The 21,868-nt window shown below is 70.0% G+C and carries 28 protein-coding genes, 4 tRNA genes and 1 pseudogene; 9 read left to right on the top strand and 24 right to left on the bottom strand.

Annotated elements, in window-relative coordinates:
• Positions 1-420 precede the first annotated feature (420 nt).
• The 9 genes from rplL to ACIGXP_RS39180 form a co-directional block, all read right to left on the bottom strand.
• Positions 421-804 (bottom strand): 50S ribosomal protein L7/L12, encoded by a 384-nt coding sequence (gene rplL / locus ACIGXP_RS39220; RefSeq protein WP_398001933.1) that lies wholly within the window; start codon positions 802-804, stop codon positions 421-423.
• 112 nt (positions 805-916) lie between these two features.
• Positions 917-1,447, bottom strand: coding sequence for a 50S ribosomal protein L10 (gene rplJ / locus ACIGXP_RS39215; protein ID WP_363214376.1), 531 nt, complete (start codon positions 1,445-1,447; stop codon positions 917-919).
• A gap of 485 nt (positions 1,448-1,932) precedes the next feature.
• Positions 1,933-2,868 carry a hypothetical protein gene (locus ACIGXP_RS39210; protein ID WP_399776708.1) on the bottom strand — a complete coding sequence of 312 codons (936 nt, stop codon included), beginning with the start codon at positions 2,866-2,868 and terminating at the stop codon, positions 1,933-1,935.
• 178 nt (positions 2,869-3,046) lie between these two features.
• A complete protein-coding gene (gene rplA, locus ACIGXP_RS39205; RefSeq protein ID WP_055706206.1) occupies positions 3,047-3,772 on the bottom strand; it encodes a 50S ribosomal protein L1 in 726 nt (241 codons plus the stop codon).
• A 101-nt stretch (positions 3,773-3,873) separates the two neighbouring features.
• Positions 3,874-4,308: a 50S ribosomal protein L11 gene (gene rplK / locus ACIGXP_RS39200; protein ID WP_055493153.1), complete on the bottom strand. Its 435-nt coding sequence runs from the start codon at positions 4,306-4,308 to the stop codon at positions 3,874-3,876.
• 185 nt (positions 4,309-4,493) lie between these two features.
• The gene (locus ACIGXP_RS39195; RefSeq protein ID WP_399776706.1) at positions 4,494-4,895 is read right to left on the bottom strand and encodes a hypothetical protein; all 402 of its coding nucleotides are present in this window, start codon (positions 4,893-4,895) and stop codon (positions 4,494-4,496) included.
• 162 nt (positions 4,896-5,057) lie between these two features.
• Positions 5,058-5,912 carry a transcription termination/antitermination protein NusG gene (gene nusG, locus ACIGXP_RS39190; RefSeq protein ID WP_399776704.1) on the bottom strand — a complete coding sequence of 285 codons (855 nt, stop codon included), beginning with the start codon at positions 5,910-5,912 and terminating at the stop codon, positions 5,058-5,060.
• 80 nt (positions 5,913-5,992) lie between these two features.
• Positions 5,993-6,280 carry a preprotein translocase subunit SecE gene (gene secE, locus ACIGXP_RS39185; RefSeq protein WP_360093898.1) on the bottom strand — a complete coding sequence of 96 codons (288 nt, stop codon included), beginning with the start codon at positions 6,278-6,280 and terminating at the stop codon, positions 5,993-5,995.
• A 107-nt stretch (positions 6,281-6,387) separates the two neighbouring features.
• A tRNA-Trp gene (locus tag ACIGXP_RS39180) sits at positions 6,388-6,460 on the bottom strand.
• A 262-nt stretch (positions 6,461-6,722) separates the two neighbouring features.
• On the opposite strand from ACIGXP_RS39180, the gene ACIGXP_RS39175 reads away from it, so the two are divergent.
• Together ACIGXP_RS39175 and ACIGXP_RS39170 are read left to right on the top strand one after the other, a co-directional pair.
• Positions 6,723-7,949 (top strand): pyridoxal phosphate-dependent aminotransferase, encoded by a 1,227-nt coding sequence (locus tag ACIGXP_RS39175; protein ID WP_399776701.1) that lies wholly within the window; start codon positions 6,723-6,725, stop codon positions 7,947-7,949.
• A 122-nt stretch (positions 7,950-8,071) separates the two neighbouring features.
• Positions 8,072-9,112, top strand: coding sequence for an adenosine deaminase (locus tag ACIGXP_RS39170; protein ID WP_399776698.1), 1,041 nt, complete (start codon positions 8,072-8,074; stop codon positions 9,110-9,112).
• A 98-nt stretch (positions 9,113-9,210) separates the two neighbouring features.
• On the opposite strand, the gene ACIGXP_RS39165 is transcribed toward ACIGXP_RS39170, so the two are convergent.
• Complete coding sequence (locus ACIGXP_RS39165) at positions 9,211-9,822, bottom strand: TetR/AcrR family transcriptional regulator (RefSeq protein ID WP_399776696.1); 612 nt, start codon at positions 9,820-9,822, stop codon at positions 9,211-9,213.
• A gap of 102 nt (positions 9,823-9,924) precedes the next feature.
• Between ACIGXP_RS39165 and ACIGXP_RS39160 the strand changes: the two genes are divergently transcribed.
• Positions 9,925-10,557, top strand: coding sequence for an NAD(P)-dependent oxidoreductase (locus ACIGXP_RS39160; RefSeq protein ID WP_399776693.1), 633 nt, complete (start codon positions 9,925-9,927; stop codon positions 10,555-10,557).
• 7 nt (positions 10,558-10,564) lie between these two features.
• Here the strand turns inward: ACIGXP_RS39160 and ACIGXP_RS39155 are convergent, their stop codons facing one another.
• The 6 genes from ACIGXP_RS39155 to ACIGXP_RS39130 all read right to left on the bottom strand — a co-directional run bounded on the left by ACIGXP_RS39155 (position 10,565) and on the right by ACIGXP_RS39130 (position 13,274).
• The gene (locus ACIGXP_RS39155) at positions 10,565-11,620 is read right to left on the bottom strand and encodes a UDP-N-acetylmuramate dehydrogenase (protein ID WP_399776691.1); all 1,056 of its coding nucleotides are present in this window, start codon (positions 11,618-11,620) and stop codon (positions 10,565-10,567) included.
• A 181-nt stretch (positions 11,621-11,801) separates the two neighbouring features.
• Positions 11,802-12,230 (bottom strand): MaoC family dehydratase, encoded by a 429-nt coding sequence (locus ACIGXP_RS39150; RefSeq protein ID WP_363214384.1) that lies wholly within the window; start codon positions 12,228-12,230, stop codon positions 11,802-11,804.
• Between the two features lie 7 nt (positions 12,231-12,237).
• Positions 12,238-12,690 carry a MaoC family dehydratase N-terminal domain-containing protein gene (locus tag ACIGXP_RS39145; RefSeq protein WP_363214385.1) on the bottom strand — a complete coding sequence of 151 codons (453 nt, stop codon included), beginning with the start codon at positions 12,688-12,690 and terminating at the stop codon, positions 12,238-12,240.
• Positions 12,691-12,827: 137 nt separating this feature from the next.
• Positions 12,828-12,992, bottom strand: a complete 165-nt coding sequence (rpmG, locus tag ACIGXP_RS39140) for a 50S ribosomal protein L33 (protein ID WP_003948671.1) — start codon at positions 12,990-12,992, stop codon at positions 12,828-12,830.
• A gap of 90 nt (positions 12,993-13,082) precedes the next feature.
• Positions 13,083-13,155, bottom strand: a tRNA-Met gene (locus ACIGXP_RS39135).
• 46 nt (positions 13,156-13,201) lie between these two features.
• Positions 13,202-13,274 (bottom strand) — tRNA-Thr (locus tag ACIGXP_RS39130).
• A gap of 357 nt (positions 13,275-13,631) precedes the next feature.
• Here ACIGXP_RS39130 and ACIGXP_RS39125 point away from each other — a divergent pair.
• Complete coding sequence (locus tag ACIGXP_RS39125; RefSeq protein WP_399776688.1) at positions 13,632-14,897, top strand: amidohydrolase family protein; 1,266 nt, start codon at positions 13,632-13,634, stop codon at positions 14,895-14,897.
• Between the two features lie 205 nt (positions 14,898-15,102).
• Positions 15,103-15,759, top strand: a complete 657-nt coding sequence (locus ACIGXP_RS39120; RefSeq protein ID WP_363214387.1) for an SDR family oxidoreductase — start codon at positions 15,103-15,105, stop codon at positions 15,757-15,759.
• Positions 15,760-15,864: 105 nt separating this feature from the next.
• On the opposite strand, the gene ACIGXP_RS39115 is transcribed toward ACIGXP_RS39120, so the two are convergent.
• The 3 genes from ACIGXP_RS39115 to ACIGXP_RS39105 are packed head-to-tail and all read right to left on the bottom strand — an operon-like array spanning position 15,865 to position 16,741.
• Positions 15,865-16,077 carry a hypothetical protein gene (locus ACIGXP_RS39115; RefSeq protein WP_363214388.1) on the bottom strand — a complete coding sequence of 71 codons (213 nt, stop codon included), beginning with the start codon at positions 16,075-16,077 and terminating at the stop codon, positions 15,865-15,867.
• Positions 16,078-16,118: 41 nt separating this feature from the next.
• Entirely contained in the window at positions 16,119-16,343 is a 225-nt protein-coding gene (locus tag ACIGXP_RS39110; RefSeq protein ID WP_363214389.1) for a hypothetical protein, read from the bottom strand.
• A gap of 44 nt (positions 16,344-16,387) precedes the next feature.
• Positions 16,388-16,741 carry a DUF6233 domain-containing protein gene (locus ACIGXP_RS39105; RefSeq protein WP_363214390.1) on the bottom strand — a complete coding sequence of 118 codons (354 nt, stop codon included), beginning with the start codon at positions 16,739-16,741 and terminating at the stop codon, positions 16,388-16,390.
• Between the two features lie 127 nt (positions 16,742-16,868).
• On the opposite strand from ACIGXP_RS39105, the gene ACIGXP_RS39100 reads away from it, so the two are divergent.
• Positions 16,869-17,327 (top strand): DUF4231 domain-containing protein, encoded by a 459-nt coding sequence (locus ACIGXP_RS39100; RefSeq protein WP_363214391.1) that lies wholly within the window; start codon positions 16,869-16,871, stop codon positions 17,325-17,327.
• A gap of 74 nt (positions 17,328-17,401) precedes the next feature.
• Positions 17,402-17,641 carry a hypothetical protein gene (locus ACIGXP_RS39095; RefSeq protein ID WP_399776681.1) on the top strand — a complete coding sequence of 80 codons (240 nt, stop codon included), beginning with the start codon at positions 17,402-17,404 and terminating at the stop codon, positions 17,639-17,641.
• A 97-nt stretch (positions 17,642-17,738) separates the two neighbouring features.
• Here ACIGXP_RS39095 and ACIGXP_RS39090 read toward each other — a convergent pair.
• Positions 17,739-17,820 (bottom strand) — tRNA-Tyr (locus ACIGXP_RS39090).
• A 226-nt stretch (positions 17,821-18,046) separates the two neighbouring features.
• Here ACIGXP_RS39090 and ACIGXP_RS39085 point away from each other — a divergent pair.
• Entirely contained in the window at positions 18,047-18,535 is a 489-nt protein-coding gene (locus ACIGXP_RS39085; RefSeq protein WP_019756392.1) for a YajQ family cyclic di-GMP-binding protein, read from the top strand.
• A 61-nt stretch (positions 18,536-18,596) separates the two neighbouring features.
• On the opposite strand, the gene ACIGXP_RS39080 is transcribed toward ACIGXP_RS39085, so the two are convergent.
• Positions 18,597-18,863, bottom strand: a complete 267-nt coding sequence (locus ACIGXP_RS39080) for a GlsB/YeaQ/YmgE family stress response membrane protein (protein WP_363214393.1) — start codon at positions 18,861-18,863, stop codon at positions 18,597-18,599.
• A gap of 151 nt (positions 18,864-19,014) precedes the next feature.
• Between ACIGXP_RS39080 and ACIGXP_RS39075 the strand changes: the two genes are divergently transcribed.
• The gene (locus ACIGXP_RS39075) at positions 19,015-20,265 is read left to right on the top strand and encodes an APC family permease (RefSeq protein ID WP_399776677.1); all 1,251 of its coding nucleotides are present in this window, start codon (positions 19,015-19,017) and stop codon (positions 20,263-20,265) included.
• A 75-nt stretch (positions 20,266-20,340) separates the two neighbouring features.
• On the opposite strand, the gene ACIGXP_RS39070 is transcribed toward ACIGXP_RS39075, so the two are convergent.
• The 3 genes and pseudogenes from ACIGXP_RS39070 to ACIGXP_RS39060 all read right to left on the bottom strand — a co-directional run.
• Positions 20,341-20,733 carry a YccF domain-containing protein gene (locus ACIGXP_RS39070; protein ID WP_363214395.1) on the bottom strand — a complete coding sequence of 131 codons (393 nt, stop codon included), beginning with the start codon at positions 20,731-20,733 and terminating at the stop codon, positions 20,341-20,343.
• A complete protein-coding gene (htpX, locus tag ACIGXP_RS39065; RefSeq protein ID WP_363214396.1) occupies positions 20,730-21,593 on the bottom strand; it encodes a zinc metalloprotease HtpX in 864 nt (287 codons plus the stop codon). The genes ACIGXP_RS39070 and htpX overlap by 4 nt, the downstream gene beginning before the upstream one ends.
• 176 nt (positions 21,594-21,769) lie before the next feature.
• A pseudogene (locus tag ACIGXP_RS39060) lies at positions 21,770-21,868 on the bottom strand (IS481 family transposase); the annotation flags it as partial.

The raw sequence follows: 21,868 nt of genomic DNA, 5'->3' as shown, positions 1-21,868 counted from the left end.
CCACTTGGCACACTGATGTCCAGTGCGGGTTTGTCGAGACCCTCGCTGTGCTCACCGCTCTTGTCAACGCCCTCGGCATGCCTGCCCTCAACGCACGTTGATACTGCCCTCTTCGCCGTCGATCCATGCCTCGGATTCGGATCCTTGTGACGACGCGTCCTGAGAATTGCGCGCTGCGTGCGGTTCGTCAAGGCCCCTCAGTCCAAACGAGACTGGCCGGAGACACGACGAAGATCACCATACCCCTCGCCGTCGCGAGTGCAAGGTAACCGAGGTCGGTCCTCCGCATACGCCGAAGAGCGACCACCCGGATGGATGATCGCTCTTCGGTGCGTTCGCGTTACAGCCCTGCGGGGCACTTTTCAGAGTGTCCCGGGGCTGCGCTCGGCGCGCGTTCGAGTCCTGGGGACCCGAGAGGTCTTACTTGACCTCGACGGAGGCGCCGGCGCCCTTGAGGGCCTCGGCGGCCTTGTCGGCGGCTTCCTTGTTGACCTTCTCGAGGACCGGCTTCGGGGTGCCGTCGACGAGGTCCTTGGCCTCCTTCAGACCCAGGGAGGTCAGCTCACGCACGACCTTGATGACCTGGATCTTCTTGTCGCCGGCGCCGGTGAGGATGACGTCGAACTCGTCCTTCTCCTCGACGGCCTCGGCGGCCGGGGCGCCCGGGGCGCCGGCGGCGGCAACCGCGACGGGGGCGGCGGCGGTGACGTCGAACTTCTCCTCGAACGCCTTCACGAACTCGGCGAGCTGGATCAGGGTCATGCCCTCGAACTCGGCGAGCAGTTCGTCCTGGGTGAGAGCCATGATGGCTTTCCTTCCACTAAATCGGCTGGTGCCGGATGTACATGACTGGCGGGCGTACGTTCGGGCCCGCTACGACCGCTGCCTGGTGGCGGCGGTCATGATGCGAGCCGAATTACTCGGCACCGCCCTGCTCGGCCTGCTTGGCGCGCAGCGCGTCCACGGTGCGGACGAGCTTCGACGGGAGCGCCTGGAAGAGCGCGGCAGCCTGGGACTGCTTGCCCTTCATGGCGCCCGCCAGCTTGGCGAGCAGAACCTCGCGGGACTCGAGGTCCGCAAGCTTCTTGATCTCGTCGGCGGAGAGGGCCTTGCCCTCGAGGACACCGCCCTTGATGACGAGATTGGGGTTGTCCTTGGCGAAGTCACGCAGACCCTTCGCCGACTCCACCGGGTCACCGGTGACGAAGGCGACGGCCGTCGGACCAGCGAAGAGCTGGTCGTCCAGCGTGATCCCGGCCTCGTTGGCCGCAATCTTGGTCAGCGTGTTCTTCACCACGGCGTACTGGGCGTTCTCACCGAGCGACCGGCGCAGCGTCTTGAGCTGCGCCACGGTGAGACCGCGGTACTCGGTCAGCACGGCGGCGTTGGAGCTGCGGAACTTGTCCGTCAGCTCGGCAACCGCGGCAGCCTTGTCGGGCCTCGCCATAGAGCCTCGGCCTCCTTCCGGGTGATTCGGACCGCGCGGACCCGAAGGAGGACTGGGTAAAACGAAACGCCCCGGCGCAGGCGCACGGGGCGGACTCGACCGGCCGCACACGCGCTCGGCGCGCGCACTCCGGGAGTTCTTCCACTGTCACCTGCGCGGGTCGCCCACTTTTCAGCGGATCCTTCGGCCACCGAGCCCTCGTACGAGCGCACGGCAACGACCAGCGGTCTTTGGCTTCTGCAAGAGAGTACGGGACGGGGGCGCCGCCGAGCAAATCGAGCACAAACGGCTCGTAGGAGGTCCCGCCGCGGGCTCTCCGGCACCGGCTGCCGTGCGGGGTCCGGCGGGGCCCCTCCGGTGGTGCGCGCCGCGTGGGCTGCGACGCGCGCCGCGTGGGCTACGGCCGCCGGGGCCGGGGCGCTCCGGGCCTTCTCGCCGGCCCTGACCGTCGTACAGCCGGGCCGTGCGGGTCAGGCGCCGGTGCTTCAGGAGAGGGTGCCGGTGGCGGAGCCGCTCGACGTGGTGCCCGAGCCGTGGGTCCCGAGGGACTTCATCAGGTCCTTGAAGTCCTTGGTGTCACTGGCCGGCGGCGCCTCGGCGGAGACCGGCACGCCGTAGTCGCTGTAGGAGGCGCTGCTGGTCAGGGTGCCCTTGGCGGTGTCCGCCTTCTCGGTCTTCTTCACCAGCAGGTTCTGGTCGTTGATCCAGATGTCGATGGTGTCGGTGGTGATGCCCGACCGGTCGAGCTGCTTCTTCAGGGCCGTCAGCTGGTCCGCGCTGAGGTTGCTGCTCCGGCCCGCGAGGTCGGCGACGTTCACCGTGCCCGCGTAGTGCCTGGTGTGCACGCCGGAGACCGTCTCCTCGCCGACCTTCTTCACGTCACCGGAGGCCAGCAGCATCTTCACGGCCTGGTTCGGCGACGACGTCTGGGCCTGGTCCTTCAGGTACGAGCCGGACGCGCCGGCGAACTTGGCGAGGTCGTCGTAGCCGTACCTGACCCAGTGCTTGCCGCCCATCTGCTGGGCGAACGCCTCGCTCATCTTCGCGTAGTAGGCGTCCGGCAGATAGCGGGCCTGCATCGACGGGGTACCGGCCTTGCGCATCATCTGGGCCATCTGCCCGCCGGTGTACGTCAGAGTGAGGTTGCCCTTGATGCCGTGGCCCCAGGCGAGGGCGCCGTCGCCGGTCGCCGACATCAGGTTGCCCAGGGACATGGTGGAGTGCACCTTGGCCGAGTCCGCCTTGTCGGTGGACTGCTCGGCGGTGCGCAGGACGGCGGCTATGGGGCTGAGGTGGATCGCGCCGCCACCGGCCGCCTTGCCGTCCTTCCCGGAGCTGGAGGAGCCGCAGGCGGCCACCCCGGTCAGCGCGGCCACCACCGCCACGGAAAGGGTCATCCGGCGCGCCGTCGTGCTCTTCATCTTGTCCTACCCCCATGCAAGTCGAGTGCCTGCACCGTAGCCCAGGCCACTGACAGTCGTCCCAAAGGGCCTGCAAAGACAGGTCGTACAAAGAAAGGACGGGCCCTGCACCTGGAAGGTTGCAGGGCCCGCCCTTACTCACGCGTACCTGACGCGGCTACCGGGCCGAGCGGAGGGCTCAGACGGCGGCCGGGTCCTCCTCGACGAGGAGGTTGCGGGTGCGGTTCGGGTCGACCGGGATGCCGGGGCCCATCGTGGTGGTGATGGCGGCCTTCTTGAGGTAACGGCCCTTGGCGGCGGACGGCTTCAGACGGAGGATCTCCTCCAGCGCGGCGCCGTAGTTCTCCACCAGCTTGGCGTCGTCGAAGGACGCCTTGCCGATGATGAAGTGCAGGTTCGAGTGCTTGTCGACGCGGAACTCGATCTTGCCGCCCTTGATGTCGGTGACGGCCTTGGCGACGTCGGGGGTGACGGTGCCGGTCTTCGGGTTCGGCATCAGACCACGCGGGCCGAGGACGCGGCCGAGGCGGCCGACCTTGCCCATGAGGTCCGGGGTGGCGACGACGGCGTCGAAGTCCAGGCGGCCCTTCGAGACCTCGTCGATCAGCTCGTCGGCGCCGACGATGTCGGCGCCCGCGGCACGCGCGGCCTCGGCACGGTCGCCGGTCGCGAAGACCAGGACCCGGGCGGTCTTACCGGTGCCGTGCGGAAGGTTCACGGTGCCACGGACCATCTGGTCGGCCTTGCGCGGGTCGACACCCAGACGGAAGGCGACCTCGACGGTGGCGTCGAACTTGGTCGTGGAGGTCTCCTTGGCGAGACGGACGGCCTCGAGCGGGGCGTAGAGCTTCTCCCGGTCGACCTTGGCGTCCGCAGCGCGGAGAGCCTTGCTGCGCTTGCTCACAACTTGCTCCTGTGTGTTCTGAAAGGAGTCGTGGTCCCTGGGCCGAGCAGGCCCTGCCACGTGCGACCGCTACGGCCGCATGACTGCTGGGTGGGTTGAGGTCAGCCCTCGACCGTGACGCCCATGGAACGCGCGGTACCGGCGATGATCTTCGCGGCGGCGTCCAGGTCGTTCGCGTTCAGGTCGGGCATCTTGGTCTGGGCGATCTCGCGGACCTGCGCCTCGGTGATCTTGGCGACCTTGGTCTTGTGCGGCTCGCCGGAGCCCTTCTCGACACCCGCGGCCTTGAGGATCATCTTCGCGGCCGGCGGCGTCTTGGTGATGAAGGTGAAGGAGCGGTCCTCGTAGACCGTGATCTCCACCGGGATGACCCACCCGCGCTGCGACTCGGTCGCGGCGTTGTAGGCCTTGCAGAACTCCATGATGTTGACACCGTGCTGACCCAGCGCGGGGCCGACCGGCGGAGCCGGGTTGGCGGCACCGGCCTGGATCTGGAGCTTGATGAGCCCCGTGACCTTCTTCTTCTTGGGAGGCATAGCTCTCCGGGTCCTTTCAATCGGGTCCATGCCCGCGCGAGGATCGCGATCCTGACGCAGGCATACCGCACAACGATAACGGGTATGGATGCGCGGCCAAAAACCGTGCAGGTCAGACCGGCTGAGGACAGCCCGCCTGACCTGCGCGGAAGGGCGACGTCCAGAAATGGACTGGTTCTTGTGGATCAGTTCTTCGGACTAGTGGTCGTTGTCCGTCGGCGCCGGACGGCCCAGAGACGGCCCCAGCGACTGCGCCGTCGCGGCCGCTCGGCAGACTCACGTGCCCAGGCGTACGGCATGGGCTCCTTGTCGTCCAGGACCCAGGGCTCGGGATAGCGGGCGTGACAGCCGGAACAGCGCGCGACGAAGGTCCCCACTTCCGGGTTCGTCATGATGCTGTAGTGCGAAGAAGGCACCGCCCTGAGCACGTAGCCATTGGCTGTGGTCTCCAGCCCCGGCCAGCTGGGCGAGCAGCTGCACGCGGCGCTCTTCGCGAACGTCTCGTCGCCCGCTGCGTCGTGCGTGTTCTCCAGCGTCGCGTACAGCTCTCCCATCGCGCGCACCATGCGCTCGCCTTCTGCTGTCATCCGCCCCTGCCCCTCAGACCTCCGTGTTGAGCGGACACCGTAGCGCGCGGCCGGCGGAACGGCTTCGGGCTGGTGCTCGATGAGGGAGCGGCCCCTGGACACGACAGAGCCCCTGCCCAACGGGAAACCGCTGGGCGGGGGCTCTTTCGGACGATCGCGAAGCTAGTTCTTCTGGATCTGGTCGAAGGACAGCTCGACCGGCGTCTCCCGGCCGAAGATCTCCACCAGGCCCTTGACCTTCTTCGAGTCGGGGTTGATCTCGTTGATGGTCGCCTGCAGCGTGGCGAACGGGCCGTCGGTGACGGTGACCGAGTCGCCGACCTCGAAGTCCAGCACCTGGACCTCGACCTTGCGCTGCGGAGCGGGCTTGCCCTCGGCCTCGGCGGCCTCGCGGGCGGCCTTCTCCTCGGCCTCCGGGGCGAGCATCTTGACGATCTCGTCCAGGGTCAGCGGGTACGGGTCGTAGGCGTTGCCGACGAAGCCGGTGACGCCCGGGGTGTTGCGGACGACGCCCCAGGACTCGTTGGTCAGGTCCATGCGGACCAGGACGTAACCCGGCAGCTTGTTCTGCTTGATCGTCTTGCGGTCGCCGTTCTTGATCTGGACGACCTCTTCCTGCGGCACCTCGGCCTGGAAGATGTAGTCCTCGACGTTCAGCGAGACGGCGCGCTGCTCCAGGTTGGTCTTCACGCGGTTCTCGTAACCGGCGTAGGTGTGGATGACATACCACTCGCCGGGGAGGGTGCGCAGTTCCTCGCGCAGGGCCTGGACGGGGTCGACGGGCGCGGCCGGCTCCTCCTCGGCAGCCTCGGCGGCGGCCTCCTCGCCGGCTTCCTCGTCCTCTTCGTCCTCGACGTTCAGGGCAGCCTCTTCGGCCGGCTCCCCCGCCTCGGCCTCGGCAGCCTCGAACTCGTCCTGCTCGTCCGCGCCCTCGACGATGTCGAGCTCGTCGTCCACCATCTCGGCAGCGGTCGCGCGCGACTCGATGGCGTCGTCGTTCAGGTTCGGGTCAGACACGGTGGCTGCTTCTTCCTGGATACATAGGGGTGGAACATGCGAAAACGGGCGCCGGTACCACGGCGCCCTTCGCTCCTGGCTCAGCCGAAGACGTACTTGGCCGCGTGGTTGAGCCCATAGTCAATCACGGTCACCAGCGCGATCATGATGGCAACAAAGAAGATCACCACGGTGGTGTACGACGTCAGCTGGTTACGCGTCGGCCAGACGACCTTGCGGAGCTCCGCGATGATCTGGCGGTAGAAGGTGGCGAGGCGCTTCAGCGGGCCCTTCTTGGCGCGCTTGCCGCCCTTGCGGGCCTTCTTCTTGGACTCCGGCAGCTCGTCCTGGGCGTCAGGCGTGTCGATGGAGCCCACGGCGTCCGTCATTCGTCCTCACCTGGTCCCGGGTCGTGGCCGTGCCGCGCCCGGTTTCTGAGCCGCACGGCGGTGCATTGCTGTACGTACATGCGCACACATCCTGGCGGTGTGTGTAGCAGGGCCGGAGGGACTTGAACCCCCAACCGCCGGTTTTGGAGACCGGTGCTCTACCAATTGAGCTACGACCCTTTGTGTGTCCCCCAACGTACCGCATCCGGCCGGGTGCGCGGTGTGCACCGGTTGCGGCGGCGGCTGCTGAAGGCCAACGAGGTGAGAGTGTACGTGGTCCGCGGCCCGGCGTCGAACAGAAAGTGCCCGTCCGGAGCCACTTGACCAGAGATCCTCCTGACCGGGGACCGGATTCGGACCCGTGTTCACGCCTCGACCCTTTGTTGTTCAGTCTGTGAAACCCGCATGCCGGGGGGATTTCCGGTCTGGAACGATGGGCTCCATGAGCGCTGCAACCCCACCCACCGAGCGCCGGGTCTCCGCCCGAGTCGGCGCGATCTCCGAGTCCGCCACCCTCGCCGTGGACGCCAAGGCCAAGGCCCTGAAGGCCGCCGGGCGTCCGGTGATCGGCTTCGGCGCCGGTGAGCCCGACTTCCCGACCCCGGACTACATCGTCGAGGCGGCCGTCGAGGCCTGCAAGAACCCCAAGTACCACCGCTACACCCCGGCCGGCGGCCTGCCCGAGCTGAAGTCCGCGATCGCCGCGAAGACGCTGCGCGACTCCGGCTGGGAGCCCGACGTCTCGCAGATCCTCGTCACCAACGGCGGCAAGCAGGCCATCTACGAGGCGTTCGCCGCGATCCTCGACCCGGGCGACGAGGTCATCGTCCCGGCGCCGTACTGGACGACATACCCCGAGTCGATCCGCCTCGCGGGCGGTGTCCCGGTGGAGGTCGTGGCCGACGAGACCACCGGCTACCGGGTGAGCGTGGAGCAGCTGGAGGCGGCGCGCACCGAGAAGACGAAGGTCGTCCTCTTCGTCTCCCCGTCCAACCCGACCGGCGCGGTGTACTCCGAGGCCGAGACCGAGGCGATCGGCCGCTGGGCCGTCGAGCACGGCCTGTGGGTGCTCACCGACGAGATCTACGAGCACCTGGTCTACGGCGACGCCGCCGCGGTGTCCCTGCCGGCGCTGCTGCCCGAGCTGCGTGACAAGTGCATCGTGGTCAACGGTGTGGCGAAGACGTACGCCATGACCGGCTGGCGCGTGGGCTGGGTCATCGGCCCGAAGGACGTCGTCAAGGCCGCGACGAACCTGCAGTCGCACGCCACCTCGAACGTCTCCAACGTGGCACAGGTGGCCGCCCTGGCCGCCGTCTCCGGCGGCCTGGACGCCGTGGCGACGATGCGCGAGGCCTTCGACCGGCGCCGCAAGACCATCGTGCGGATGCTCAACGAGATCGACGGCGTGGTCTGCCCGGAGCCCGAGGGCGCCTTCTACGCCTACCCGTCGGTCAAGGCGCTGCTCGGCAAGGAGATCCGCGGCAAGCGCCCGCAGGACACCGTCGAGCTCGCCGCGCTGATCCTGGAGGAGGCCGAGGTCGCGGTCGTCCCGGGCGAGGCCTTCGGCACGCCCGGCTACCTGCGGCTGTCGTACGCGCTCGGTGACGAGGACCTCGTCGAGGGCGTGAGCCGGATGCAGAAGCTGCTGGCGGAGGCCAGGGACTGAGGTCCATTTTTGGACAGGAGCACCTCCCGACGTCGGGAGGTGCTCCTGTTCGTTTGTGCGAGCAAGACCACGTACGGGGAAACGGCTACCGGTGTGACAGGTGCGTACGGCAGGATCCTGGGATGGAGCGTGTACGTGACCTCTCTGAGCTGCCGAAGGCCCATCTGCACCTGCACTTCACCGGTTCGATGCGGCCGGGAACCGTTCTGGAACTGGCCGACAAGTACGGCGTTCGACTGCCCGAGGCCCTGACCGAAGCCCTGACCAGCGGCGAACCGCCGAAGCTGCGGGCCACCGACGAGCGGGGCTGGTTCCGTTTCCAGCGGCTGTACGACGCGGCGCGCTCCTGCCTGCGCGAGCCGGAGGACATCCAGCGCCTGGTCCGCGAGGCGGCCGAGGAGGACCTGAGGGACGGCTCGGGCTGGCTGGAGATCCAGGTGGACCCGACGTCGTACGCGCCCCGGCTGGGCGGGCTGATCCCGGCCCTGGAGATCATCCTCGACGCGGTGGACACGGCGTCCCGGGAGACCGGGCTCGGCATGCGGGTCCTGGTCGCCGCCAACCGCATGAAGCACCCCCTGGACGCCCGTACGCTGGCCCGCCTCGCGGTGCGGTACGCGGAGCGCGGCGTGGTCGGTTTCGGGCTCTCCAACGACGAGCGGCGGGGCATGGCGCGGGACTTCGACCGGGCCTTCCACATCGCGCGCGAGGGCGGTCTGCTGTCGGCCCCGCACGGCGGCGAGCTGACCGGCCCGGCCTCGGTGCGCGACTGCCTGGACGACCTGCACGCCTCGCGGGTCGGGCACGGCGTACGCGCGGCGGAGGACCCGCGGCTGCTGAAGCGGCTGGCCGACCGGGGCGTGACCTGTGAGGTGTGCCCGGCGTCGAACGTGGCGCTCGGCGTGTACGAGAAGCCCGAGGACGTGCCGCTGCGGACGCTCTTCGAGGCCGGTGTCCCGATGGCGCTCGGCGCCGACGACCCGCTGCTGTTCGGCTCCCGGCTGGCCGCCCAGTACGAGATCGCCCGCCACGCCCACGGCTTCTCGGACGCCGAACTCGCGGAACTGGCGCGCCAGTCGGTGCGGGGCTCGGCCGCCCCCGAGGACGTCAAGGCGCGGCTGCTGGCCGGCGTCGACGACTGGCTGGCCCGCCCGCCCGTCTGAAGCGGGCTGCGGGGCTCGTCCTCCGGCCGTGCCTGCGGTGCCGGTGGCTGGGCCCCAGCCCGTACGTGTGGTGGCCCGGCACCAGACGCGCGGCGAGCTCAGGCGGTGGCCGGCGCAACGGAGATTCCGCCCAGCAGCGTCCTGGCGAGCCGCGCGGCGAAGTCGTCGACCGGCGGCCGCTGCCCCGTTTCCGTCGCGTCGTAGGCGAACGCGCGCTGCGCACAGGCGCCCAGCAGCAGGGAGGCGGCCGCGTAGGTGTCGGCGTCGGGGCGGACGCGGCCGGCGGCCTGTTCGGCGCGGAGGTAGGCGTCCAGGTCCTGGATGGGCTTGTGCGGGCCGGAGCCGAGCTTGCGCAGCGCCTCGTGGTGGCGCTCCTTGAGCTGGGTCTCGGCGTACAGGGAGCCGGCGATCGGGAAGCTCTGTTCGTAGAAGAGGGCGGCCCGGCGGGCGATCTCGGTGAGGTTGCCTTCCAGGGTGCCCTGTCCCGGTTCGGCGGCGAGGCTGTCCAGCAGCGGGGTGAGCCGGGGAAGCCGCTCGGTGAGCACCCGGACGAACAGCTCTTCCTTGCTGTCGAAGTACTTGTAGAGGGCCGCTTCGGAGCAGCCGGCCGCGCGGGCGATCTCCTTGGTGGTGGCGCGGGCGAGTCCGACGGTGAGCATGAGCTCGTGAGCGGCGTCGAGGATGCGGACACGCGCCGGCTTCGGCTCCATGGGGGTCCAATCGGGCTTGACGAGTGGGTGAGTACTTACTCACTCTAGAGCGAACAGGGGTGAGTGAATACTCACCCACCTAACCCGAGTACGGGGACACTCATGAACCTCACCGTTTTCGGCGCCACCGGCGGCATCGGCCGGGAGATCGTGCGCCAGGCGCTCGGCGCGGGCCACCGGGTGACCGCAGTGGTCCGCGATCCGGCCCGGCTGGACGTCAGGGGGGACGCCTTGGAGGTGTTCCGCGCCGACCTGACCGACCCCGAGGAGCTGCGTGCCGCCGTCAGCGGCCGTGACGCCGTCCTCTCCGGCCTGGGCCCCCGCAGCCGCAAGGACGCCGGGGTCACCACCCGGCTGACCCGTACGGTGCTGCGCGCCATGGAGGCGGAGGACGTACGGCGGCTGCTCGTGGTCAGCGCCGCCCCGGTCGGCCCCGCCGCCGCGAACGACGGCCCGCTGGACCGCGCCGCGCGGGGCCTGGTGTCGGCGATCCTCAAGGACATCTACGCCGACCTGCGCGAGATGGAGGGCGAACTGGCCCGCAGCGGCACGGACTGGACGTCCGTACGACCGCCCCGCCTGCAGAACAAGCCGCTCACCGGCCACTACCGCACCATCGTCGGCGGCTTCCCGCGCAAGGGCCGCTTCATCGCACGCGCGGACGTCGCGCACGCGATGCTGGCGATGATCGACGACGACGGAACGGTGAAGCAGGGGGTGGGGGTGGCGTACTGAGCGCCCCTTACAGGCTGACGCCGACGGTCACCGGTTCGTTGACGAGCGTGACCCCGAAGGCCTCACGGACCCCTGCGACCACCTCACGGGCCAGCGCCAGCAGGTCCTCGGTGGTGGCCTCGCCCCGGTTGGTGAGGGCGAGGGTGTGCTTGGTGGAGATGCGGGCCGGGCCGGTGCCGTAGCCCTTGGTGAAGCCCGCCTTGTCGATCAGCCAGGCCGCGGAGGTCTTCGTACGGCCCTGCCCCGCCGGGTAGGCGGGCGGCTCGACACCGTCCCCGAGCCGCTCGCGCACGCGCGCGTGGAATGCGGCGAACTGCTCGTCGGTGAGGATCGGGTTGGTGAAGAAGGACCCCGCGGACCAGGTGTCGTGGTCCTGGGGATCGAGGACCATGCCCTTCCCGGTACGCAGCTTCAGGACGGTCTCGCGGGCGTCGGCCAGCGGCACCCGGTCACCGGGCTCGACGCCGAGCGCGCGCGCCGCCTCGGCGTACTTCACGGGCGCGGACAGCCCGGCAGCGTCCTCCAGCTCGAAGCGGACGCGCAGCACCACGTAGCGCTCGGGGTCGGCCTTGAAGCGGCTGTGGCGGTACGAGAAGGCGCACTCCTCGTTCGTCAGCGTGACCGTCTCGTCGGCACGCCGGTCGTAGGCGAGGACCTCGGTGATGGTGGAGGCGACTTCCTGGCCGTAGGCGCCCACGTTCTGGATCGGCGTGGCGCCGGCGGATCCGGGGATGCCGGCCAGGCACTCGATACCGGCGAGCCCGGCCTCGACCGTGCGGGCCACGGCGTCCGTCCACACCTCGCCGGCCGCCAGCTCCAGCGTCGTGCCGCGCAGTTCGACACCGCGCGTGGCGATCCGCAGGGCGGTGCCGTCGAAGCCCTTGTCACCGATGACCAGGTTCGATCCACCGCCGATGACCAGCAGCGGCGTCCCGCTGTCGTCGGCCTCACGGACGGCGGCGATCACCTCGGCGTCGGTCACCGCAGTGACCAGCCGCGTCGCGGGACCGCCCAGCCGGAAGGTGGTCAGCGGGGCAAGAGGGGCATCGTGGAGTACCTGCACGGGCCCAAGACTACGAGACGGCCCCGCCTGGCTGGACGGGCACGGTCCGCCGCCCCGCGAGGACCTGCGTTCCGGATGTGCGTAAGGGGCGCCCCGCCATGGAGGACGCCCCTTACGGCATTGCTGCTTCCTTGTGCGACTGCAGCCGGCCCTTGGCCTTTGCCGCCCCGCCGGCGGACCGTCAGGCCAGACGTACGACCGCCCGGGACATACCCAGCACCTTCTGGCCGCCGCTGGTCGCCGTCAGGTCCACACGCACGGTGTTGTCGTCCAGCTTGGCCGCGACCTTGCCACTGACCTCGATCAGGGCGCCCTGGTCGTCGTTCGGCACGACGACGGGCTTGGTGAAGCGGACGCCGTACTCCACGACCGCCCCGGGGTCCCCGGTCCAGTCCGTGACCACGCGGATCGCCTCGGCCATGGTGAACATGCCGTGCGCGATGACGTCCGGCAGGCCGACCTCCTTGGCGAACTTCTCGTTCCAGTGGATCGGGTTGAAGTCCCCGGAGGCGCCCGCGTAGCGCACGAGTGTGGCACGGGTCACGGGGAAGGTCTGCGCCGGCAGCTCGGTGCCGACCTCGACGTCCTCGTAGGTGATCTTCGCCGTCATCAGGTCCTCACGCCTCCTCGGCCGCGCGGGCCACGAGCTTGGTCCAGGCGGTCACGACGTGCTCGCCCGCCTCGTCGTGCACCTCACCCCGGATGTCCAGGATGTCGTTGCCCGCGAGGGACTTGATTCCCTCGATGGTGGAGGTGACCGAAAGCCGGTCCCCGGCCCGGACCGGGCGGCGGTAGGCGAACTTCTGGTCGCCGTGCACCACGCGGCTGTAGTCGAGGCCGAGCTGCGGGTCCTCGATGACCTGCCCGGCGGCCCGGAAGGTGATGGAGAACACGAAGGTCGGCGGGGCGATCACATCGGGGTGTCCGTACGCCTTGGCGGCCTCCGGGTCCGTGTACACCGGATTGGTCTCGCCCACCGCCTCGGCGAACTCGCGGATCTTCTCCCGGCCCACCTCATAGGGCGCGGTGGGCGGGTAGGTCCGTCCTACGAAGGACTGGTCGAGCGCCATGGCCCGGCACCTCCTGATGTCTGCTGTGATGGCCCCAAATTAGCCGGAAACCAGCCGTGAGCCGTTGGGCCGGCGGTCCGACTGAAACGACGCGAGGCCGCCCCCTCGGAAGGGGACGGCCTCGCGTACGAGCCTGTTTATCGCGTCTCGCGGTGCGCGGTGTGCGCGTTGCAACGCGGGCAGTGCTTCTTCATCTCAAGACGGTCCGGGTTGTTACGCCGGTTCTTCTTGGTGATGTAGTTCCGCTCCTTGCACTCCACGCAGGCCAGCGTGATCTTCGGGCGGACGTCGGTGGCAGCCACGTGAGTGCTCCTAAGACGAACGGGTGGACTGATTCAACGCAAGAAAGAGTAGCCGATCGAAGGACCGACCCCGCAATCGGCTACTGTCAGTAGCGGTGACCGGACTTGAACCGGTGACACAGCGATTATGAGCCGCTTGCTCTACCGACTGAGCTACACCGCTGAGATGCGATCGGGCCCCGCCTTTCGACGGGAACCTCTCACACCAGAGCCCCAAAACGGAATCGAACCGTTGACCTTCTCCTTACCATGGAGACGCTCTGCCGACTGAGCTATTGGGGCGAGCGATGAAGACATTACACGGTCCGCCGCCGTTCACCCAAATCCGTATCCGGCCGCCCATGACCACCCCCATCTCCGCCCCCGCAGCGGCCTCATGCACCGCGCGGGTGCCGGCTCGGGGCGACGTGCGGCGGGGGGCACGCGCGCGTGGGCTTCGCCGGAAGTGACGGGGCGGTGCCACGCGTGTGGGCGACACGTGTACCGCCAAGGGCGGACCACACCGGTACGACTATTGCGCTCCTGCGCGCCCAGCGCGGCTCACCACCCTAGGCTCGACTCACTCTGCGTGATCTTGGGGTGCGCGAGCCCCGACTCTCACGCGGACCGCCCGAGCCCCGGCCCCGATCCTGGAGCGCGATGCCAGACAGCCAGCCGCAGCCCCACCCACCGTCGAACTCCTCGGGATCCTCCGGCCAGTCCGACGCGGCCGCCCTGCTGCTGTGCGGGGCGCGGCTCACCGACGGCCGGACCGTGGACGTACGGCTGGGCGGCGGACGCATCGAGGCGGTGGGCACGGCCGGCAGTCTGGCGCCGGGTCCGGCCCGGTCGGGCGCCACGCGCGTGGACCTGAACGGATACCTGCTCCTCCCGGCTCCGGCCGAACCGCACGCGCACAGCGACACCGCGCTGTCCGCCGAGCGCCCCGGACCGGTGTCGTACGCCCCCGAGGACGTCCAGCGCCGGGCGACGGAGGCGGCTTTGCTGCAGCTCGGGCACGGGGCGACGGCGGCACGCGCGCACGTGCGCGTGGGCGACGTCCAGGGCCTCGGCGCACTGGGTGCCGTCCTGCAGGCGCGGCGCTCGCTGCACGGGCTCGCGGAGCTGACAGCGGTGGCGATGCCACGGCTGCTGACCGGGGTGGCCGGCGCCGACGGTCTGGCGATACTGCGTGACGCGGTCAAGATGGGCGCCTCCGTGGTGGGCGGCTGCCCGGACCTGGACCCCGATCCCACGGGCTACGTGGAGACGGTCCTGGAGGTGGCCTCCGAGCACGGCTGCCCGGTGGACCTGCACACGGACGCCTCCGATCCGGCCCGGCTGTCCCGGCTCGCCGCCATGGCGGGGGGCTTGCGCCCCGGCGTGACGATCGGGCCGTGCGCCGGCCTCGCACGCCTGCCCGCCGAGGCCGCATCACGCGCCGCCGACCAGCTCGCGGCGGCCGGGGTGACGGTCGTGTGCCTGCCCCAGGGCGGCTGCTGCGGTGCCGACCGTCGGGGCGCCGCTCCAGTACGGCTGCTGCGCGCGGCCGGGGTGCGGGTGGCAGCCGGCAGCGGCGCCCTGCGCGACCTCTCGAACCCGGTCGGCCGCGGTGACCCCCTGGAGGCGGCCTACCTCCTCGCGTCCGCCCACGGCTTGCGCCCGCAGGACGCCTACGACGCCGTGAGCACCTCGGCGCGCGCGGTGCTGGGAATGGCGGAGGTACGCGTGGAGGCCGGTTTCCCCGCCGAGCTCCTGGCCGTGCGCGGCGACCGTCTGGCCGGTGCCCTGTCCCTGGCCTACAGCCGGATCGTGGTGCACCGGGGCCGGGTGGTGGCGCGCACGAGCGCGGTGCGCGAGTACTGCAACTCGGCGGTCGCGGCAGAACTCGGGCTGCCACGGCAGGGGCGGGGTGAGCTGTCCTGAGGCCGGGCGGGGGCGTGCGGGCCCTGAGGCCGGGCGGGGGCGTGCGGGCCGGAGGACGCGCGCCGGGTGCGCCGGCTGCCTGGCGCGGGCGCGCGGTTCGGTGTGCGCGCTGGGCGCGTGCTGGTGCGCGTGAGCCCGGCGCGCTGCGGCCGTGCCGGTCCGACTTGCGCGGCAGATGCGCCCCTTCCGGCGTACGGTCGGAGTCATGCGCATTGTCATCGCTGGTGGTCATGGTCAGATTGCGCTGCGGTTGGAGCGCCTGCTCTCCGCGCGCGGGGACGAGGTCGCGGGCATCATCCGCAAGGCGGAGCAGGGCGACGACCTGAGGGCGGCCGGTGCCGAACCGGTCCTGCTCGACCTGGAGTCCGTGTCGGTCGAGGAGGTAGCGGCGCATCTGCAGGGCGCCGACGCGGCGGTCTTCGCGGCGGGCGCGGGCCCGGGCAGCGGCACGGAACGGAAGCAGACGGTGGACAGGGGCGCGGCGGTGCTGTTCGCGGACGCGGCCGTACGCGCGGGCGTGCGCCGCTTCCTGGTGGTGTCCTCGATGGGTGCGGATCCCGCCCACCAGGGCGACGACGTCTTCGACGCGTACCTGCGCGCCAAGGGCGAGGCGGACGCGTACGTCACCCGCCAGGAGGCCCTGGACTGGACGATCCTGCGCCCCGGTTCGCTGACGGACGACGCGGGCACCGGTCAGGTCCGGCTGGAGGCGCACACCGGGCGCGGCGCGATCCCGCGGGACGACGTGGCGGCCGTGCTCGCGGAGTTGGTGGACACCCCGGCGACAACCGGCCTGACGCTGGAGCTGATCAGCGGATCGACGCCGGTGTCGGTCGCGGTGAAGTCGGTGGCGGGGAACTGAGGCCGGCCACGGGCCGTTGAACGGTCACCGCCCGCTGCAAGGCCCTCCGCACTCCCCCGTCACCCCGTCAGAACCCGCAAACCACCCACCCATTGGTGTCCGCTCTCAGAACAGAGGCAGCTGCCCGGGAAAGTCCGGTACGGCGTACCCGTCCAACGTTGGCTGGAGCGCCCCCGGTTGCGCCTGCCGCCGCGATCCGGCGCAGGAGACCAGCTCCCCGCTCTGCCGTGCCCCGGGCGGGTCGTGCCGCGCGAAGCGGCCGGCGACGACGGCGATCTCGCGGCGGCACACGGGACAGGTTCTGCGTGGGGAGGACATGCCGCCAGTGTGCCCACCGGAACGCGGAGGCGACACCGGCGTCAGGTGCGGGTCTCGGCTTCCCAGCGGTCGGGGCCCACCCCGCGCCAGTCGATCAGCGGCGAGTCGGCCACCTGCTCCGGCTCCATCTCCAGCCCTGCCCGGCGCAGGAACTCCACCAGGTCCCGCACGCTGTGCGCCAGGCCGAGGATCTCGCCGTCCACCCGGACCCGGCGACCGCCGGTCGGGGACGGCAGGTGCACGATGATGGGTCGCTTCCCGGCCATGACTCCAGCATCGTCCGGACCATCCGGGCCCGCACCCGGACCGGTCATTCCAGAATGCCCAGCACGGTGTCGGGGCGGCACAGCGGACATGCGGGGACACCTCCCTCGGTGAGCGCCCGTACCGCCTGGTCCCGGCCGACTCCCTTGGCCCGCCCGCCGGCGCCGGCACAGCCGCCGACGTGGACGTACACCGCACTGCGGCCGTTCAGACCGCGCTCGATCAGCCACTCCGGCGCGGCCTGCCGGGGCGTGGGGCGGCGCTGCCGTTCGGCCTCCCGGCGTTCTTCGTCCGCGATCCACCGGTCCATGAGGGCAAGCTGCCTCGCAGCCTGATGTTCGACGACGCGGCGGGCGAAACGCAGCATGTCGAGACGCGTCAGCGGACGGTCATCGTTCACGCGTTCGATTCTAGTGAAGAGTCCGGAACCGCGACCAACGGATGCGGCTGCCCTGCGCCATCGCACCTTGCCGCAAAATGAGTGACGGACCTTTGGGGGCGGAGTGCAGTCGAACAATGGACCCGGTGTGGGTCTCAGCCCGAGGGAGACAGCTGCCCTCCTACTGGACAAGATTCGCGAAGGCAACGACTACGCCCGAAGCAGGAAACAGCGATTCCGGCGCAGCGCTTCGGTGATCAAAATGCTGACGCTGACACTGTCCGCCGCGTCCACCGTCATTCTGGGCCTGCAAAGCCTCAACACATGGGCCGGTCTGGCCTTTGCCCTGGTGGCCCTGGTGACGTTGCTGGGGGCTGTCGAACCGTTCTTCAACTGGCGCTCCCGCTGGGTGCTCATGGAGGAAGCTCAGTACCGGTTCCAGCGGCTTGCCGACGAGCTCGAATACCTCGCGGCATCGACGGCCGCCGACGATCTCACGCATGACCGCCTGGGTGAGATTTTCGACAAATACCAAACTATTTGGGATGACTTGAGTCGCACATGGCTGGAGCATCGCCGGGAACCGGCGCCGTCGACCAGGGCCTGAATCGAGACTGCGCCCCGCCCCGGCGCGTGCGGTCTGTCCGGTGACACCGGAGCGATCCGGTCGTTGCACAAGTCATGAAAACCACCCCCCGCATCCTCGCCGCCGCCGCGACCGGCGCCCTGCTGATGGCCGCCGCGCCGGCACACGCGGCCAATGGCTCCGACGCACTCGACCTGGTCAGCACCACGCGCATGCCGGTCTCCGCCCTCCCGGGCCCGGTACCTCTGCTGGGGCCGCTCCTCCACCCTGAGACGATCTACGACAGCCAGGACACCGGCTTCGTGATTGAAAACCTGAAAAGGGACATCAACTAGCCGCCGACCGGGCAGCACCACCACGGAAACGACCGCCACGGAAACGACGAGAGCCCCGTGATCTGCTCTCACAGATCACGGGGCTCTCGTTCCCGTGTGGCGGCGCCAGGATTCGAACCTGGGAAGGCTGAGCCGGCAGATTTACAGTCTGCTCCCTTTGGCCGCTCGGGCACACCGCCGGGTTGACCACCAGATCGAACCGCTTTTCGGCGGCGCTCCCTGGCGACGACGTAAACAATACCCGATACATGGGGGTGCTTCGCCACCCGGTTGATCTCCACCCCTTGGCCCGTGGGGTGGCTAGGCTGGTGCGGATGCGGCCCGGCGCCACGCCGGGCCCGGCGGCCGCCGCCGCGCACGCCGGCACGCACCCGATATGCACCCCGATACAAGGAGCCACAGGACATGGCCGACTCCAGTTTCGACATCGTCTCGAAGGTCGAGCGGCAGGAGGTCGACAACGCCCTCAACCAGGCCGCCAAGGAGATCTCGCAGCGCTACGACTTCAAGGGCGTGGGCGCCTCGATCTCGTGGTCCGGTGACAAGATCCTCATGGAGGCGAACTCCGAGGACCGGGTGAAGGCTGTCCTCGACGTCTTCCAGTCCAAGCTGATCAAGCGCGGCATCTCGCTGAAGGCGCTGGACGCGGGCGAGCCCCAGCTGTCCGGCAAGGAGTACAAGATCTTCGCGTCCATCGAGGAGGGCATCTCCCAGGAGAACGCGAAGAAGGTGGCGAAGATCATCCGCGACGAGGGCCCCAAGGGCGTGAAGGCCCAGGTCCAGGGCGACGAGCTGCGCGTCTCCTCCAAGAGCCGGGACGATCTGCAGGCCGTGATCGCGCTGCTGAAGGGCAAGGACTTCGACTTCGCGCTGCAGTTCGTGAACTACCGGTAAGAAACCGTAAGAGGTGGGCACCCCGAGCGGTGCCCACCCTTCCGTGCCGCCGATGCCGCGCTCAGTCCCGGGAGTTGCCGAACAGGATGCGGTAGACGATCAGCAGCACCAGCGAGCCGCCGATGGCAGCGGCCCAGGTGGCGCCGTCGTAGAAGCTCTTGGTGATCGGGTGGTGCAGCCAGCGGGCGGAGATCCAGCCGCCGATGAACGCGCCCGCGATGCCGATGAGGGTCGTGCCGATGAAGCCGCCCGGGTCGCGGCCCGGCAGGAGGATCTTGGCGATGGCTCCGGCCAGCAGTCCCAGGATGATCCAAGCGATGATGCCCATGCCGTGAACCTGCCCTTCCGCGCTGTGTCCGCACTGTCCGGCTGCTGAGAGTCCGGTGCGGACCGCTGTCCGCGCGCGTGTTCGTGCCGTGTCGATGAAAAGGACGTCACAGGTCCATCCCGCGGTTGCCGTGCTCAGTAGGGTGCGGCGCATGACTCCTTCCGGCGTCGGGCTGCGACGCACCCTCGGCGTGCGGGACGCCGTGGTCGTCGGGCTCGGCTCGATGATCGGAGCCGGCGTCTTCTCCGCCCTGGGGCCCGCCGCGGGCGCGGCTCGGTCGGGACTGCTGCCCGGCCTGGCGCTCGCCGCCGTGGTGGCCTACTGCAACGCCATGTCCTCGGCCCGTCTCGCCGCCCGCTACCCGGCCTCCGGCGGCACGTACGTCTACGGGCGGGAACGGCTGGGCCCCTTCTGGGGATACCTCGCGGGCTGGGCGTTCGTGGTCGGCAAGACGGCGTCCTGTGCGGCCATGGCGCTCACCGTGGGCGCGTACGTGTGGCCGGGGCAGGCACATGCGGTGGCGGTCGCTGCCGTGGTGGTCCTGACGGCCGTGAACTACGGCGGGATCCAGAAGTCGGCGTGGTTGACGCGCGTGATCGTGGCGGTGGTACTGGCCGTTCTCACGGCTGTGGTGTTCGTGTGCCTGGCCTCCGGGCGGGCCGGTACCGGGGGGCTGGACGCCGGGCTGCCGCCGGGCGCCGGCGGGGTGCTCCAGGCGGCGGGGCTGCTGTTCTTCGCCTTCGCCGGGTACGCCCGCATCGCGACCCTCGGGGAGGAGGTACGGGACCCGGCGCGCACCATCCCGCGCGCGATCCCGCTGGCCCTGGGAATCGCGCTTGTGGTGTACGCGTGCGTGGCCGTCGCGGTGCTCGTTGTCCTCGGCGAGGCTCGGCTCGGGCACGCGGCGGCACCGCTGGCCGACGCGGTGCGGGCGGCCGGCGTGCCGGGGCTCGTGCCCGTGGTGCGGGCGGGGGCGGCGGTGGCGGCGCTCGGCTCACTGCTCGCGCTGATCCTGGGCGTGTCCCGTACGACGCTCGCCATGGCCCGGGACGGGCATCTGCCGGGGGCGCTGGCGGCCGTGCACCCGCGTTTCCGGGTGCCGCACCGTGCGGAACTGGCCGTGGGCGCGGTGGTCGCCGTGCTGGCCGCGACGGTGGATGTGCGCGGCGCGATCGGTTTCTCCTCCTTCGGAGTGCTCGCCTACTACGCCGTCGCCAACGCGTCCGCCTGGACGCTGGCTCCCGCTGCGAGGGCCCGTGCGGTGCCCGCGGTGGGCCTGCTGGGCTGCGCGACGCTGGCGTTCGCACTGCCCGCCGTATCGGTGGCCGTGGGGGCGGGCGTACTCGCGGTGGGCGTGCTGGCCTTCGGCGTACGGCGATGGGCGCGGCGCCACAGCGAGTGACACGGCGAGTGACGCGACGTCAGTGCGTCACTCGCTGTCGCACGCGCATCCGGCGCCTGGGTTCCGCCGGCCGGCTCAGCGGGTCGCGAACGGCTGGTCCGTGGGGACGATTTCGCGGCCCAGCGGCAGCAGGGAGACCGGGATCAGCTTGAAGTTGGCGATGCCGAACGGGATGCCGATGATCGTGAGGCACAGCGCGATACCGGTGGCGATGTGTGTGAGCGCCAGCCACCAGCCGGCCAGGACCAGCCAGAGGACGTTGCCGATGCAGGAGGGGGCGCCCGCGTCGCGCCGCTCGACCGTGGTGTATCCGAAGGGCCACAGGGCGTAGACGCCGATGCGGAACGCGGCTATGCCGAAGGGGATTCCGATGACCGTGACGCAGAGCAGGACACCGGCGAGGAGATAGCCGAGGAACAGCCAGAAGCCGCTCAGGATGAGCCAGATGATGTTCAGGATGGTCTTCACTGGTAGCGACCTGCCATCTTTTCGAGCCGGGCGATGCGGTCCGCCATGGGCGGGTGCGTGGAGAACATCTTGGTCAGTCCCTGACCGGGGCGGAAGGGATTGGCGATCATCATGTGGCTGGCGGTCTCGATCCGGGGCTCGGGCGGCAGCGGGAGCTGCTGGGTGCCGGTCTCCAGCTTGCGCAGGGCACGGGCGAGGGCCAGCGGGTCGCCGGTGAGCTGGGCGCCGGAGGCATCCGCCTCGTACTCGCGGGAGCGGCTGATGGCCAGCTGGATGAGGGAGGCGGCGAGCGGGCCCAGGATCATGATCAGGAGCATGCCGAGCAGGCCGGGACCGTCGTCGTCGTCCGAGCGGCCGACCGGGATGAGCCAGGCGAAGTTCACCAGGAACATGATCACCGAGGCGAGCGCGCCCGCCACCGAGGAAATGAGGATGTCCCGGTTGTAGACGTGGCTCAGCTCGTGGCCGATCACGCCTCTCAGTTCGCGCTCGTCCAGCAGGCGCAGGATGCCCTCGGTGCAGCAAACGGCCGCGTTGCGCGGATTGCGGCCGGTCGCGAAGGCGTTGGGGGCCTCCGTCGGGGAGATGTAGAGCCGGGGCATGGGCTGGCGGGCCTGCGTGGACAGCTCGCGCACCATCCGGTACAGCGCCGGGGCCTCGAACTCGCTGACCGGGCGGGCGCGCATCGCGCGAAGGGCCAGCTTGTCGCTGTTCCAGTACGCGTACGCGTTCGTACCGAGGGCGACCAGGACCGCGATGACCAGACCGGCGCGCCCGAAGAAGCTGCCGATGACGATGATGAGCGCGGACAGCCCCCCGAGGAGTACTGCGGTCCTGAGCCCGTTGTGCCGGCGGTGCACCGTACGCCCTCCAAGTCGTGCAGCAGGGAACCCTCAGGTCCAGTGGATCCTCCTGTACTGCTCAACGCCAGGCGGGCGGCGCGAGTTCCCTGGTGCGGGCGGTGCGGTGCCTCGGCCGTACGAGTGAGGCGGCCTGCGGTACGCGCGCGTGGGAGCACGGGACTCCTGCGCAGGCTCTAAGTGTATTGACCTGAAGCGTTGTTCACACGGCTGATCGGTGGCTGGCCTCCGAGTGCTGTGTGGCAGCGATGGTGGTTGTAGGTGTGCAGGAAGTC

The sequence above is a fragment of the Streptomyces sp. NPDC053069 genome (genome assembly GCF_044546895.1).
GTDB lineage: Bacteria > Actinomycetota > Actinomycetes > Streptomycetales > Streptomycetaceae > Streptomyces.
This window is presented reverse-complemented; position numbering and strand designations above follow the sequence as displayed.

Excerpts from the sequence above, each read along its gene's own strand:
- secE (WP_360093898.1), bottom strand. The coding sequence starts at position 6,280 with ATGACGGACGCCGTGGGCTCCATCGACACGCCTGACGCCCAGGACGAG.
- ACIGXP_RS39160 (WP_399776693.1), top strand. The coding sequence starts at position 9,925 with ATGAACCTCACCGTTTTCGGCGCCACCGGCGGCATCGGCCGGGAGATC.
- ACIGXP_RS39085 (WP_019756392.1), top strand. The coding sequence starts at position 18,047 with ATGGCCGACTCCAGTTTCGACATCGTCTCGAAGGTCGAGCGGCAGGAG.
- rplL (WP_398001933.1), bottom strand. The coding sequence starts at position 804 with ATGGCTCTCACCCAGGACGAACTGCTCGCCGAGTTCGAGGGCATGACC.
- ACIGXP_RS39165 (WP_399776696.1), bottom strand. The coding sequence starts at position 9,822 with ATGGAGCCGAAGCCGGCGCGTGTCCGCATCCTCGACGCCGCTCACGAG.
- ACIGXP_RS39195 (WP_399776706.1), bottom strand. The coding sequence starts at position 4,895 with ATGACAGCAGAAGGCGAGCGCATGGTGCGCGCGATGGGAGAGCTGTAC.
- rplJ (WP_363214376.1), bottom strand. The coding sequence starts at position 1,447 with ATGGCGAGGCCCGACAAGGCTGCCGCGGTTGCCGAGCTGACGGACAAG.
- ACIGXP_RS39175 (WP_399776701.1), top strand. The coding sequence starts at position 6,723 with ATGAGCGCTGCAACCCCACCCACCGAGCGCCGGGTCTCCGCCCGAGTC.
- ACIGXP_RS39110 (WP_363214389.1), bottom strand. The coding sequence starts at position 16,343 with ATGGCCGGGAAGCGACCCATCATCGTGCACCTGCCGTCCCCGACCGGC.
- ACIGXP_RS39095 (WP_399776681.1), top strand. The coding sequence starts at position 17,402 with ATGAAAACCACCCCCCGCATCCTCGCCGCCGCCGCGACCGGCGCCCTG.
- ACIGXP_RS39115 (WP_363214388.1), bottom strand. The coding sequence starts at position 16,077 with ATGTCCTCCCCACGCAGAACCTGTCCCGTGTGCCGCCGCGAGATCGCC.
- ACIGXP_RS39075 (WP_399776677.1), top strand. The coding sequence starts at position 19,015 with ATGACTCCTTCCGGCGTCGGGCTGCGACGCACCCTCGGCGTGCGGGAC.
- ACIGXP_RS39170 (WP_399776698.1), top strand. The coding sequence starts at position 8,072 with ATGGAGCGTGTACGTGACCTCTCTGAGCTGCCGAAGGCCCATCTGCAC.
- ACIGXP_RS39145 (WP_363214385.1), bottom strand. The coding sequence starts at position 12,690 with ATGGCGCTCGACCAGTCCTTCGTAGGACGGACCTACCCGCCCACCGCG.
- ACIGXP_RS39120 (WP_363214387.1), top strand. The coding sequence starts at position 15,103 with ATGCGCATTGTCATCGCTGGTGGTCATGGTCAGATTGCGCTGCGGTTG.
- ACIGXP_RS39150 (WP_363214384.1), bottom strand. The coding sequence starts at position 12,230 with ATGACGGCGAAGATCACCTACGAGGACGTCGAGGTCGGCACCGAGCTG.
- ACIGXP_RS39210 (WP_399776708.1), bottom strand. The coding sequence starts at position 2,868 with ATGAAGAGCACGACGGCGCGCCGGATGACCCTTTCCGTGGCGGTGGTG.
- rplK (WP_055493153.1), bottom strand. The coding sequence starts at position 4,308 with ATGCCTCCCAAGAAGAAGAAGGTCACGGGGCTCATCAAGCTCCAGATC.
- ACIGXP_RS39125 (WP_399776688.1), top strand. The coding sequence starts at position 13,632 with ATGCCAGACAGCCAGCCGCAGCCCCACCCACCGTCGAACTCCTCGGGA.
- ACIGXP_RS39080 (WP_363214393.1), bottom strand. The coding sequence starts at position 18,863 with ATGGGCATCATCGCTTGGATCATCCTGGGACTGCTGGCCGGAGCCATC.